This window comes from Idiomarina sp. (assembly GCF_048260185.1).
Classification (GTDB): domain Bacteria; phylum Pseudomonadota; class Gammaproteobacteria; order Enterobacterales; family Alteromonadaceae; genus Idiomarina.
In genome coordinates this window covers 243,230-256,568 of record NZ_JBLXHB010000002.1, presented here as the reverse complement: position 1 = coordinate 256,568, position 13,339 = coordinate 243,230, and the positions used below count along the sequence as shown (strand labels likewise).

At 47.3% G+C, this 13,339-nt stretch carries 14 protein-coding genes; 3 read left to right on the top strand and 11 right to left on the bottom strand.

Annotated features, from left to right (window positions below):
• Window position 1 precedes the first annotated feature (1 nt).
• The gene (gspC, locus tag ACN0RF_RS06930) at window positions 2–877 is read right to left on the bottom strand and encodes a type II secretion system protein GspC (protein WP_414018683.1); all 876 of its coding nucleotides are present in this window, start codon (window positions 875–877) and stop codon (window positions 2–4) included.
• Between the two features lie 150 nt (window positions 878–1,027).
• On the opposite strand from gspC, the gene hslR reads away from it, so the two are divergent.
• Both hslR and hslO read left to right on the top strand, forming a co-directional pair.
• Complete coding sequence (gene hslR / locus ACN0RF_RS06925) at window positions 1,028–1,429, top strand: ribosome-associated heat shock protein Hsp15 (protein WP_011235256.1); 402 nt, start codon at window positions 1,028–1,030, stop codon at window positions 1,427–1,429.
• Between the two features lie 30 nt (window positions 1,430–1,459).
• Complete coding sequence (hslO, locus tag ACN0RF_RS06920; RefSeq protein ID WP_034822386.1) at window positions 1,460–2,284, top strand: Hsp33 family molecular chaperone HslO; 825 nt, start codon at window positions 1,460–1,462, stop codon at window positions 2,282–2,284.
• A 47-nt stretch (window positions 2,285–2,331) separates the two neighbouring features.
• On the opposite strand, the gene der is transcribed toward hslO, so the two are convergent.
• The 9 genes from der to ndk all read right to left on the bottom strand — a co-directional run bounded on the left by der (window position 2,332) and on the right by ndk (window position 11,455).
• Window positions 2,332–3,771 (bottom strand): ribosome biogenesis GTPase Der, encoded by a 1,440-nt coding sequence (der, locus tag ACN0RF_RS06915; protein ID WP_034822384.1) that lies wholly within the window; start codon window positions 3,769–3,771, stop codon window positions 2,332–2,334.
• A 3-nt stretch (window positions 3,772–3,774) separates the two neighbouring features.
• The gene (gene bamB / locus ACN0RF_RS06910; protein ID WP_417438492.1) at window positions 3,775–5,016 is read right to left on the bottom strand and encodes an outer membrane protein assembly factor BamB; all 1,242 of its coding nucleotides are present in this window, start codon (window positions 5,014–5,016) and stop codon (window positions 3,775–3,777) included.
• Window positions 5,016–5,624 carry a tetratricopeptide repeat protein gene (locus ACN0RF_RS06905; protein WP_034822380.1) on the bottom strand — a complete coding sequence of 203 codons (609 nt, stop codon included), beginning with the start codon at window positions 5,622–5,624 and terminating at the stop codon, window positions 5,016–5,018. Before ACN0RF_RS06905 ends, bamB begins: the two co-directional genes overlap by 1 nt.
• A gap of 4 nt (window positions 5,625–5,628) precedes the next feature.
• Window positions 5,629–6,906, bottom strand: a complete 1,278-nt coding sequence (gene hisS / locus ACN0RF_RS06900) for a histidine--tRNA ligase (protein WP_417438491.1) — start codon at window positions 6,904–6,906, stop codon at window positions 5,629–5,631.
• A 72-nt stretch (window positions 6,907–6,978) separates the two neighbouring features.
• Window positions 6,979–8,097 carry a flavodoxin-dependent (E)-4-hydroxy-3-methylbut-2-enyl-diphosphate synthase gene (gene ispG, locus ACN0RF_RS06895; RefSeq protein WP_034822376.1) on the bottom strand — a complete coding sequence of 373 codons (1,119 nt, stop codon included), beginning with the start codon at window positions 8,095–8,097 and terminating at the stop codon, window positions 6,979–6,981.
• Window positions 8,098–8,113: 16 nt separating this feature from the next.
• Window positions 8,114–9,238, bottom strand: a complete 1,125-nt coding sequence (locus ACN0RF_RS06890; protein WP_417438490.1) for a RodZ domain-containing protein — start codon at window positions 9,236–9,238, stop codon at window positions 8,114–8,116.
• Window positions 9,239–9,258: 20 nt separating this feature from the next.
• Window positions 9,259–9,714 carry a tetratricopeptide repeat protein gene (locus ACN0RF_RS06885; protein ID WP_034822372.1) on the bottom strand — a complete coding sequence of 152 codons (456 nt, stop codon included), beginning with the start codon at window positions 9,712–9,714 and terminating at the stop codon, window positions 9,259–9,261.
• Window positions 9,715–9,747: 33 nt separating this feature from the next.
• Complete coding sequence (locus ACN0RF_RS06880; protein WP_034822370.1) at window positions 9,748–10,884, bottom strand: bifunctional tRNA (adenosine(37)-C2)-methyltransferase TrmG/ribosomal RNA large subunit methyltransferase RlmN; 1,137 nt, start codon at window positions 10,882–10,884, stop codon at window positions 9,748–9,750.
• Window positions 10,885–11,023: 139 nt separating this feature from the next.
• A complete protein-coding gene (ndk, locus tag ACN0RF_RS06875) occupies window positions 11,024–11,455 on the bottom strand; it encodes a nucleoside-diphosphate kinase (protein ID WP_011235266.1) in 432 nt (143 codons plus the stop codon).
• A gap of 166 nt (window positions 11,456–11,621) precedes the next feature.
• On the opposite strand from ndk, the gene msrA reads away from it, so the two are divergent.
• Window positions 11,622–12,167, top strand: a complete 546-nt coding sequence (gene msrA, locus ACN0RF_RS06870) for a peptide-methionine (S)-S-oxide reductase MsrA (RefSeq protein ID WP_287796575.1) — start codon at window positions 11,622–11,624, stop codon at window positions 12,165–12,167.
• On the opposite strand, the gene ACN0RF_RS06865 is transcribed toward msrA, so the two are convergent.
• The gene (locus ACN0RF_RS06865) at window positions 12,164–13,321 is read right to left on the bottom strand and encodes an IscS subfamily cysteine desulfurase (RefSeq protein ID WP_114982209.1); all 1,158 of its coding nucleotides are present in this window, start codon (window positions 13,319–13,321) and stop codon (window positions 12,164–12,166) included. The two genes, msrA and ACN0RF_RS06865, sit on opposite strands and share 4 nt — an antisense overlap.
• Window positions 13,322–13,339: the final 18 nt, after the last annotated feature.

Genomic DNA, 13,339 nt, shown 5'->3' with positions numbered 1-13,339 from the left:
ATCAATTATCCTGTTTTACCGGTAGCTTAAACGACAGTTCCATCCTTTCACCGTCGCGCTCAATTTCTATGCTGACCTGTTCTTGTTCCGACAGTTCCTGACTAGCAAGCATGGCCTGCTCCATATCGGTCAGATCATAGCCGTTGATGGCCACTGCCAAGTCACCGTTCTGGAATCCAGCATCCCGGAATAACTCCGGATTCTTGCCTGAATTCAGTTTGTATCCTTTTAGTTCGCCATTGGTTTGTACTGGCGAAATATTCACATAATCGAGTAACGACGATGGATTATCAGCAACCTGTGCCAACTGCTGCTCAACCGTTGCCTCATCATCAACCCGGTTGCTGTCATCACTATCGACAGGGACCAGCGCACCATCATTATCTGAGTCACCTACAATTAGCGACAGCGCGGGTCTGTCCTCACCAATATCTTCCATTTTCAGTGTTTCTAACCGGCCGTTATTATCAAGAATCACGCGGTCGGCATGAATCTCTTCTACAGTGACCGAAGAACTGCCAAGACTCTCACCAATAATGTAGGTTTGTTGCTTGCTGCCTTGCTGAATAATAGCCGCAGAACGTTCCGGGTTAGAGCTGGCAGAAACGCCTATCAAACGGACGTTTAACGATGTTTGGGGCGCGTTTTGAACGTTTTCAGAACGACTCCGCCGCTCTGCTGTTCCAAAAAGATTAAGCTCAGTTAAGGTCTCTAAATTCATGGTACTGGTTGCAGTAGAATCAACCGTCACTTTAGGTAAAACCGCACTGTCGTCGGGCTCTGCAGGGTTAATCAGTGACCAGGTAAACCGAGCCAACAATACCGCAACCAAAAACCATGCGAAAGCCGTTAGCGCTTGCATTAAGCGGCGCCACATTTGAGTATCTTTAAATATTTGTTGGAGTCGGGCAGTCACTTTATTCTTATTCTTGTTACACTGACAAAAGGCGATTCATGCATTCTAGCGCAGGCGACATGAGTCAACAATCGGTTAACACAAAGTTTATAACGAATTCGTTGCGGTTTTATGACAAAAACTCGAAAAGAAAGTCCCATTCGTCTGGATAAATGGCTGTGGGCTGCAAGATTCTACAAAACCAGAGCACTTGCCCGACAAATGATTCAGTCAGGCAAAGTACATTATGATGGGCAGCGTAGCAAGCCTTCTAAGGTTGTTCAGCTTGGCGCTATTATCACTTTGCGTCAGGGCTTCGATACAAAAGAAGTTGAAGTCATGGAATTAAGTGAACAACGCCGCGGTGCCAGCGAGGCACAATTACTCTATAGGGAAACCCCTGAGAGCATAGAAAAGCGCGAAAAAAATGCGGAAGCAAGAAAGCTTAATGCGTTGTATAATCCGCACCCGGATGGACGGCCAGACAAAAAGCAGCGCCGTCAACTTATCAGAATGAAAGACAGCGGTGAGTAAACCGCTTGTTGTCGATAAACAGGAGTGCCCATGGAATACCCAACTGATCAATTGTCACGCTACACCTTTGAAGAGCACGATGTGCGGGGTGAGCTCGTTCAATTGACCAGCAGCTACCAAACTTTGCTCCGTGGCCATGACTATCCTGCGCCAGTTCAGGAGTTGCTTGGGCAAATGATGGCTGCAGTATCATTATTAACTGCCACTTTAAAATTTGAAGGTCATATTGCAGTGCAACTTCAGGGCGATGGACCACTTAACTTTATAGCAGTTAATGGCAACCATAATCAGGAACTTCGGGGTATAGCCCGGTTAAGAGCCGAAATTGACAGCGCAGATTTGCAATCAATGATAGGCAAAGGCCAACTCATTATAACCCTGACTCCCGATACCGGTGAGCGTTATCAGGGCGTTGTCAGTGCCAGCGCCGATTCAATTGCAGCCATGCTGGAAGACTATTTTGAACAGTCAGAACAGCTACACACCCGGGTCTGGCTGCACGCCGACGGCGAACATGCAGCCGGAATGCTGTTACAGCGCCTGCCTGCAACCGGCATGGACTTAACCGGGTTCGAACATCTGGCCACTTTAACGAACACCATTACTGCCAAAGAAATTTTCACACTACCGGCTGAAGAGCTATTGCATCGTCTTTATCATGAAGAGCAAGTGCATCTGTATCCGTCACAGGAAGTCACTTTTGTTTGCGGCTGTTCACGTGAGCGCACGCTGGAGGCACTGGCCTCAGTAAGCCCGGAAGAAATTCAGGAAATTTTAGCCGAGGAAGGCGAAATTATGATGACCTGTGATTACTGCCTGACCGAGTACCGCTTTACCCCTTCAGACTTCAATTAACAGATACAAAAAAGCCTGCATAATAAGCAGGCTTTTCTCGTTTAAAGCTACTTTTTCTTCTTCAGGAACTTCATCAAACGTCTGCGCTTTCGCTGCTGTGACAAAGTCAGCTGGTTTTTTTTGCCTTCATACGGGTTAACCGGTTCACGGAACTCTACTTTTATTGGCGTACCCATAACACCCAGAGACTTCCGGAAGTAGTTAATTAAATAGCGCTGATAAGCCCCCGGTAAATCCTTTACCTGGTTGCCATGAATAATAATACGTGGTGGATTATAGCCACCTGCGTGCGCATATTTAAGTTTCACTCGGCGGCCACTAACCAGTGGTGGCTGATGTTCTTCCTGCGCCATTTCCATAATTTTAGTCAGCTTAGAGGTACTAATTCGCTGGGTTGCGCTGGCATAAGCCTCTTCAACCGACTCAAATAAATGACCAACACCCGTACCATGCAGCGCGGAGATAAAATGCAAACGGGCAAAGTCGACGAAACCTAAGCGTCTATCCAGCTCACGCTTTATCTCTTCTTTGTGGTCGTTTTGCAAACCATCCCACTTGTTCACAGCAATAACAATTGAGCGGCCGGCATTTAAAGCAAAGCCAATTAAGTTAAGGTCCTGATCACTGATGGTTTCGCGTGCATCAACCACAATAAGAACAACGTTTGCGTCTTCAATTGCCTGCAGAGTTTTAACTACCGAAAACTTCTCGATAGCCTCACCAATACGTCCACGACGACGGACTCCGGCGGTATCAATCAGAACGTATTCGCGCTCGTTCCGTTGCATCGGAATATACACGGAGTCACGGGTGGTGCCCGGCATGTCATAAACAACAACCCGCTCTTCACCCAGTATACGATTGATTAAAGTTGATTTACCGACGTTCGGGCGACCGACAATAGCCAGTTTTAATGGCAGTTTGTCGTAATCAATTTCATCGTGCTCCAGCTCTTCAGACTCAACGTCCTTGGGCACGATAACATCGGGGTATTCTTCCGCTATTGGTTTAAAGCAAATTTCAAGTAACTGCTCAACACCACGACCGTGAGCCGCTGCAATACCGTATAGTTCGCCTAAAGATAACGAATAGAAGTCGGCCATGGCCGAATGAGCATCAATACCGTCAATTTTGTTACAGACCAGGTAAACTTTCTTATTCTGCTTACGCAAATGATCCGCAATGGCTTGGTCACCAACGGTAACACCGTCACGCGCGTCCACCATGAAAAGCACAACATCGGCTTCGTCAACAGCAAGCAGTGACTGCTTTGCCATTTCTTCGTCAATGCCTTCTTCATCACCGTGAATACCACCGGTATCAATAACAATAAATTGATAACCGTCGTAATTTGCCTGACCGTATTTACGATCCCGGGTTAACCCGGGAAAGTCCGCTACCAGTGCGTCGCGAGTCCGCGTTAAACGATTAAAAAGCGTGGATTTCCCCACATTTGGGCGCCCGACCAGCGCGACAACAGGTAACATCTCTTATTCATTTCCTGATTGAGTATCGAGCGCGATGATATCACCGTCCCGAGTTTGTACATACATAATGTTATTATCAACGACAGGAGCAACATAGACTCCATCGCCGCCAACTTCGTAACGGCCAACAATGTTGCCGCTTTCACTGTCCAGCCAATGCAAGTAGCCTTCAAAGTCACCAACAACAACGTTACCGCGATGCCATGCAGGTGCGCTCAGCTTACGACCAAACAGCTGGGTGTTACTCCAGCGCTCAATACCACCGCTCTGGTCAAGTGAGTAAACGTGACTTTTCACATCGGTTAAGAAAATCCGACCGCTCGTCACCAGCATATTTTCAAAGGCTTTGTAGTCACGCTTCCAGCGCACTTCACCGCTCATGAGTTCAAGCGCTACGAGTTCGCCGTTAAAAGCGACCATGTATAACGTTGTTCCCTGAGTAGCCGGTTTTGCGTCAACGTCGGCTAAACGCTCCAGCTCGGTACTTCCGCTGGGCTTACCGATAGGCTGACTCCAGGCTTGTTGTCCGCTGTCAGCAATTAGCACCATACCGGAACCGTTGCTGTCGCCAACTACAATACCGCCACTGATAATTGCCGGAGCCGATGCCCCACGCACCGTCAGCATGGGGGTCTGATATTCGTATTCCCATTGCTCTTCACCGGTTTCAGCGTCCAGGCTAATGACTTTTCCGCCACCGGTATGCACAACCACACGTCCCTCACCGACAGCAGGATCTGACATGACTTCGTTGTTCACTTCGGTATGCCAGACGACATCACCAGTTTCAGCATCCAGAGCAACGACGTCACCATTTTCAGTACCCAAAAAGATACGGTCATAGCGAGCAACTAAGCCGCCCGATATGCGCGCTGGGAACGGGCTTGCAAATAAACCACTGAACCAACCTTCATCGGTTGCTTCATCAAATGTAATGCGCTGACGCAGGTCGATTCGCCACAGGCGTTCACCTGAGGTTTTGTCAAAAGCACTGACCAGGCCATTGCGGTCAGCAGCAAAGACCTTGCCATACTCAACCACAGGGTTCAGTCGGGAAAAGTGCTCACCAATACCGCTTCCGACAGAAGCATCCCATATAACTTTTGGTTGTAGTTGCTCAGAAATTGGCTGAAGTACCGCGAACTTGGGCTCTTCATCATCGTCACCAAAAATAGAGCAACCACTAACAAGAACTGCAGCAGTCAATAACAAACTGCCTTTGGTAAAGCGTTTAATCAATTGCATTATGACTTAACCAGGCTGTTGAGTTTCATTTGCAGTGCCGGAGTCAATGACTCACCCGCCTGCAATGCGCGTTCGTATGCGGCACGAGCTTCTTCGGTATTCCCCTGCTCGGCCAGAATGTCGCCTTCAAGCTCTGCAGCAAAGCCCGCATAAGCTTCTGGCAGAGGTTTCTTAACTAAACTTAAAGCGGTATCAAGCTGTTCCTGAGCAATTAATACCCGGGCTAACCGGATACTGGCTAAAGCTGACATGTTTTCATCTTCGGCGCTGTCGACTACCGACTGTAACGCAGTAACAGCTGTTGCTAAGTCAGCTCGTTCGACCGCATGTTGAGCCAACTGCAAAGCCACCAACTGTGCATAAACATTGTCAGGGTTTTCACTAACAAACTCTTGCGCTTCCAGCATCGCGTTTTCGCTACCTTCAGAGAGCTCGGCCGTTAACTGCTGATAGTTTGACGAAGCACGCTGCTGCGTTTCCAGCGTATGCTGGTCATAGTAACGCCAGCCGTAAAACAAACCAAAGCCAATGACTACACCGGCAACAATACCTTTACCGTGCTCTTTCCAGAACTCTTTTAAACGTTCTACTTGCTGTTCTTCATCCACCTGACTACCCTCTCGTCATTGGCTGCAGATACTCAATAAGTGCCTGCCAGCCCAGAGTTTGTTGTTCTTCAGCAGTGCGTAATGGTTTTACCGTTACCTGCTGCTGTGCGATTTCATCTGCACCGATAATGAGTGCCACTTGAGCACCCGACTTATCCGCTTTTTTCATTTGTTTTTTCATAGAACCACCGCCACAGTGGCTTACCAGACGCAGTTCCGGCAACTCATTTCTCAGCTGTTCGGCAATTCGCGGGGCATTTAGTTCCGCTTCTTCGCCTAACGGCATCAAGTAAGCATCGACTACTCGTCTTGGGGTCAGCTTGCCTTGTTCCTGTAGCAACAGCACCAGGCGTTCCATACCCATTGCAAAACCGACTGCAGGCGTAGCCTTACCGCCTAATTGTTCAACCAGTCCATCATAACGACCACCGGCACAAACCGTTCCCTGAGCGCCCAGAGCCGTGGTAACCCATTCAAACACGGTACGGTTGTAATAATCCAGACCACGAACCAGGCGTTCGTTTAAAGTGTATGAAATACCGGCCGCTTCCAGACGAGCGGTTAGTTGTTCAAAATGCTCTTTCGATTCTGCGTCCCAGTATTCAGACAGGCTTGGCGCACCTTCCAGAATCTTCTGAGTATTTTCGTCTTTACTGTCCAGAATACGCAACGGATTGCTTTCAAGCCGGCGTTTACTGTCTTCATCCAGCTCGCTTGCATAGTCAGACAAATAAGCTTTTAACGCATCGCGATAATTCGCCCGAGCTTCATTAGACCCCAGAGAGTTCAGTTGCAGCTCGACCTGATCAGCAATACCAAACTCGCGCCATAATCTAGCCGAAAGCAGAATGACTTCCGCGTCGGCATCGGCGCTTTCTAAACCAAAGGTTTCAATACCAAACTGATGAAACTGACGATAACGACCTTTTTGCGGACGTTCGTAACGGAACATAGGCCCCATGTACCACAAACGCTGAATTTGGTTGTACAACAAACCGTGCTGATTACCCGCACGCACGCAGCTCGCTGTCCCTTCAGGGCGCAAGGTCACACTTTCGCCATTGCGGTCATCAAAGGTATACATTTCTTTTTCGACAATATCGGTAACTTCACCAATAGAGCGTTTAAACAGTTGTGTGCTTTCCAGCACTGGCATACGGATTTCGCTATATCCGTAGCTTGCAGCAACACGTCGTATTACTGCTTCAACCTGCTGCCAGGCCGGACTCTGCTCTGGCAACAAATCATTCATGCCACGAATTGCTTGGATTGTATTCGCCACGGAACCTTCTCGTCTGGTTATCGATACAGAAAATAAGCGGGTATTATAGGGACTTTGTCGATGCGGGTAAAATCAACCGTTAATTTCTTTTACGTCAATTTTATTAGCTTCTATGAACTTAACCTGTTCGCGAATTTGAGCTTCCAGCTCATCCACTAAATTTTGGTTATCCAGCCGGAGTTTTTGACGTGCTCCGCCAATGTACAGGCCACTTTTGTTTTTTGCGCCAGCAAGACCTACATGCGATACCAGAGCCTCGCCCGGACCATTAACCACACAGCCTATAATTGAAACATCCATGGGAATAGTAATATCTTCCAGACGTTCCTCTAAGGCATTAACGGTGTTGATAACATCGAACTCTTGTCTGGAACAACTTGGGCAGGCAATAAAATTAATGCCCCGCGCACGAATACGCAGCGACTTTAATATATCAAAGCCAACTTTAATTTCTTCAACAGGGTCGGCAGCGAGCGAAACTCGCAGCGTGTCACCAATACCCTCTGCCAGCAACATGCCTAAACCAACTGAGGACTTAACCGCACCGCTACGCTTACCGCCAGCTTCGGTAATACCTAAGTGCAGTGGTTGATCAATTTCTTTCGCCAATAAACGATAGGATTCAACCGCTAGAAAAACGTCTGACGCTTTAACACTGACTTTAAAGTCGTAGAAGTCCAGCTTGTAGAGAATATTGACATGCCGCATTGCAGACTCGACTAACGCCTCGGCTGTGGGTTCCCCATATTTTTCTTGTAGATCTTTTTCTAACGAACCGCCATTAACCCCAATACGAATTGGAATGTTACGCTCACGTGCTGCATCTACTACAGCTTTTATTCTGTCTTCGTGGCCTATATTGCCCGGGTTGATACGTAAACAGTCAGCACCATATTCGGCAACTTTAAGCGCAATGCGGTAATCAAAGTGAATGTCAGTAACCAAGGGGACAGGACTGCGTAGCTTTATTTGCTTAAAAGCTTCGGCAGCTTCCATTGTTGGTACAGACACACGAACAATATCAGCACCAGCCTGAGCCAGCGCTTCTATTTGCGCAACGGTCGCATCAACATCGGTTGTTTCGGTATTTGTCATGGACTGCACAGCAATCGGTGCGCCATCACCAATAGGCACATTGCCTACATACAATCGGCGTGAAGGACGGCGTTTAATTGGATTTTCGTGCATCATAACCTTAAATTGACCTCTACTGCTCTTCTGACGGTACGGTGAAGCGCGCGACACGACCAGTCCGGAACTGGTCCATGCTGAAGGCTTCACCGTTAAAGCTGACATTAACAGCTTCAGGTTTACACAGTGTTACTGAAAAAGGCGCTTCGCCAGGAACTGGCATACGGTAGCCTGCAGCTTTTACACCAACCGCCTGAGTTTCACCGGAAGCATCATCAATTTTAACCCAGCATTCTTCATTAAACTCTAACACCAGACTGGCTGAAACAGTTTCTGATTGCGACGACGGCTCAACAGGCGCGGACTCAGTCGGAGTTTCAACTTCGTTATCTGTCGGCTCAGCAGTTTCAGTTGGTAACTCTTGGGTATCATTAGCCGCAGACTCAGAATTATCGGCTTGCGATTCGTCGTTATTCTGGCTGATATTCTCGCTGGTATTCTCGTCGTTGTTCTCGTTATCATTCGCGCCGTTTTCACTAACGGGTTCTTGTACAGACTCGACCGCAACATTCGTATCATCGGTTTCAACTTCCGACTCTAATACGGCTTCATCTTCATTCGGCTCAATTTGTGGCTCCTTCGGCTGGTTTGAAATTTCAATATCACCGACGTTATCAGCTTCATCATCAGTATTTACCGGAGAAATTTCTGAACTTTCCTGTGTGCCAGTTTCGCCTTCACTAAAACCAAGATCCGGCTCTTGCCACCACCAAATAACCAAGGCAACGACAATAATGATAACTACATAAGTAATTAACATTAAGCGGTTGTCACTTTCCTCGTGCTTTTTACGTCTTGAGAAGCTCTGCATCTGGCTGCTTTCAACTTCTTTATAGCCTCTGGCTTTATAAGCCTCAAACAGCTCGGTATCGTCTAAATCAAGTAATTTGGCATAGGAGCGTAAATAGCCTTTAATAAAGGTTGCCGTCGAAAAAGTTGAATAATCATCGGCTTCCAGCAATTCAATAATCTGCTTTCGCAAACGCAACTGGTCTGCAACCTCGCGTTGCTCTAAACCTTTAGCTTCACGGGCTTCTCTCAGAATTTCACCAGGACCTTTGCTCGGCTTTTGCTTGGGTTCTTGTGCCGCTTCCGATTCTGGCTTTTTGTTATCTTGTGTTGATTCGTTTTCAGCAGTCATGATTGTAAGGGGTTTCCCTGTTATGGTTGAGCTGCGTCGTGACTTACCCGAGCCAGACATTCGGCCCTATTGGCCTCTGCTCTGGCATGATGTGGATACGCTGGATCTAATGTCACTTTATCAAAATACCTGAGTGCTTTTTTCCAGTCACCAGCCACACACAGCGCAACCGCATAGTTATTGTACAATGCACCGCTCATAGGTTGCCATGATAATGTCTGTTGGTAAAGTGACAAAGCTGAATCAACGTCATTTGTCGCTAAATACCATTGCCCTAAGGCAAGATTGGCATCCAGAGACCGGGGATTGTTCGTCAATGCGGTTTGCAAATGCGGATACGCAAGCTTCAATTTCCCTTGCGCCAAATAAGCAAGTCCAAGCTGCAACCGTACATCATTACCCACAGATACCGACTGTTCAGGGTTAGCGGTACAACCATATAGCGCTACGGCTATCAATAATAAAGCGGCTCGCATTATCACACTCCTTGTGCCTGCGACTCTGTAAATTTACGTGGTCTTTACAGCTATTGCCTCTCCACCACGCTGTTTCTGCTGACGTTTCAGTATACGTTTTGTACGATCGATGACATCGCCCACTAATTGTCCGCAAGCTGCATCGATATCATCCCCACGAGTTTTCCGTACCATTACCGTCAAACCGTACTCCATAAGCACTTTGGCAAAACGGTCAATTCGCGAATTGCTAGAGCGCCCGTAGTCCGAGCCCGGGAAAGGGTTAAATGGAATAAGATTAATTTTACTCGGGGTATCTTTTAAGGTTTTCGCCAGCGCATGTGCCTGATCGGTTGAGTCGTTCACATGGTCCAGCATGACATACTCTACCGTTACTTTACGCTGAGCTTTTGACTGCTCAACATAACGACGGCTTGATGTCAGAAATTCTTCTATATTGTACTTTTTATTAATAGGTACAATTTCGTTACGGAGTTCATCGTCTGGTGCATGCAGCGAAATAGCCAGCATTACATCAATGCGTTCACGCAATTTTTCCAACGCAGGAACAACACCTGAAGTACTTAAAGTAACGCGGCGTTTAGATAAACCGAAACCCAGGTCATCTAACATTAACTCCATTGCCGGAACAACATTGTTTAAATTAAGCAAGGGTTCACCCATGCCCATCATGACAACGTTCGTTACGGGTTTAATTCCGGTTTTTCCATAAGCCCCTAACAGCTGGTTCACCCGCCATACCTGGCCGATGATTTCCGCCACACTGAGGTTACGGTTAAAGCCCTGGGCCCCGGTTGAGCAGAACGTACACTCTAAGGCACAACCAACCTGAGATGACACGCACAACGTAGCGCGATCCCCTTCGGGTATCCAGACTGTCTCCACGTCCTGACCGTCAAACAAGGTCATAGCGAACTTAATCGTACCGTCCGATGACTGCTGTTGTTCGCGAACTTCAGGCGCGCGTATTTCAGCGACTTGCTTGAGCTTTTCACGCAATGCTTTATTAAGATTCGTCATCTCATCAAAGTCATCGACACAAAAGTGATACAGCCACTTCATTACTTGTTCAGCACGAAATGGTTTCTCACCCATCTCACGAAAGAACTCTTTAATTCCCTCACGATTCAGGTCGAGTAAGTTCACTTTTTTATCTATTGCGTTGGTCATAAAGCTCCGATTTTTTGATGTGCTTCGACGTATTGTAGCCTGACATTCATATCAGGTGAGATCCTGACGTAAACGTCAGGCTGCCTACATCTTAGATCTCACCTGATGCAATAGCATCAGGCTACATTCAAATACAGTCTTAGCGAGTACGCTGGCAAACTTCTTCGTCGCTGAAGAAGTAAGAGATTTCACGTGCAGCAGATTCAGTTGCATCTGAACCATGTACCGCATTTTCGTCTATAGTTTCAGCATAGTCGGCACGAATAGTTCCTGCCAGTGCTTCTGCAGGATTCGTAGCACCCATGATGTCGCGGTTTTTACGTACAGCGTCTTCACCTTCAAGAACCTGAACAACGATAGGGCCTGAAGTCATGAATTCAACCAAAGCACCAAAGAAAGGACGTTCTTTGTGTTCTGCGTAGAAACCTTCAGCCTGTTCTTTGCTTAAGTGCATCATTTTAGCACCAACAATGCGAAGACCAGCAGATTCAAAACGGTTGTAGATAGCGCCGATTAAGTTTTTTGCAACTGCATCAGGCTTGATAATTGATAGAGTGCGCTCTAAAGCCATGGTTATAAACTCCAATAAAATTAAGGGATAAATCAGTCGCGCGGATTATACGTGAGATCGGCGCAGAAATCGAATACCCAGTGATTGTTTTTTCATTCATTCTCAGCTAGGATGAGAGAACTTATATAGCCATATAGACGTCTATTTGACGATAAGGAGTTCTGACATGGCGAACAATGAATATGAACAAGCCACCCTGGGCGGAGGTTGCTTCTGGTGTGTTGAATCAGCCTTCCTTCAGGTAAAAGGCATTCAGTCGGTTAAATCGGGCTACACTGGCGGGCATACTGTCGATCCAACTTACGAGCAGGTTTGCAGTGGCGAAACAGGACATGCCGAAGTTGCACAACTCCAGTACGACCCGGAGCAAATCTCTTACCGTCAAATCTTAGAAATCTTTTTCACTTTGCACGATCCAACTCAGGTGAATCGTCAGGGTAACGATGTGGGTACTCAATATCGCACATCAATTTTTTATCATAACGACGCGCAAAAACGTGAAGCGGAAAGTATTATTGCGGAACTTGAAGCCGATGCAGCATTTGCAGCTCCTATCGTAACGGAAGTGACTGAGTTAGGGACTTTTTACCCGGCAGAGGATTACCACGAAAACTACTACGCCAGAAACCCGGAAAACCCGTATTGTCAGGCGGTAATTTCACCGAAGCTGGCTAAGTTCCGTAAAACCTTTGCTGGCCTGCTAAAGGACTAAGCAGCGCCTCTTAAGGTTCCGATAGTGCGGTGGATAAGCTCTACCGCACTATCGATATCTGCTTCGGACGTGTAACGCCCAATACTAAAGCGCAATGAACTCATTGCCAGCTCATGTTCAACGCCTAATGCTCTTAACACATACGAGGGTTCAACACTGGCCGACGTACAGGCCGAGCCCGATGAGAGCGCAAGATCTTTTAACGCCATTAGCAACAGTTCACCATCAACTCCGGCAAAACTGATGTTAGTAATATGCGGAACCCGTTGCTGGTCAGAGCCATTCAAAGTTACACCTTCTAACTGGCTAACCCCTTTCCATAGTCGCTGACGCAAGTTTTCAATTCGTGCGGGCTCCAGTTCCAGCTCGTTAAGAGCCAGTTCCGCCGCTACACCCATACCGACAATTTGGTGAGTTGGTAACGTGCCTGAGCGCATGCCACGCTCATGACCCCCGCCATGCATTTGCGCAAGCAGACGAACTCGCGGAGTGCGGCGTACATACAACGCCCCAATACCTTTAGGGCCATACATTTTATGAGCAGAAAGAGATAGTAAATCGACCGGTAATTCCGACATATCCATTGGCACTTTGCCGGACGCCTGAGCGGCGTCAACATGAAATATTGTGCCATTTTCACGGCACAAGTGACCTATAGCGGTTATATCCTGAAGCACACCTATTTCGTTATTAACCAGCATTGCGCTCACTAACACCGTATCTTCGCGCAAGGCTGAGCGGAACAAATCCATATCCAGCAAGCCGTCAGTTCCGACATCCAGATACGTCACTTCAAAGCCTTCTTTTTCCAGCTGTCCGCAGGTATCTAAAACCGCTTTGTGCTCGGTTTTAAGTGTAATAACGTGTTTGCCTTTATCTGAGTAATACTGAGCTGCGCCTTTTATGGCGAGGTTATCTGACTCAGTCGCACCTGAGGTAAAAACAATTTCGCGCGCGTCAGCGTTAATAAGATCAGCAACCTGATTGCGGGCAATATCGACAGCTTCTTCTGCCTGCCAGCCGTACTTATGCGAACGCGATGCGGGGTTACCAAACAAGCCATCCTGCGTTAAACACCCCATCATTTTTTCTGCTACAACAGGATCGACCGGCGTGGTTGCAGCATAATCAAAATAAAGAGGTAACTTAGACACTTGCTTGCTCCTGACAAC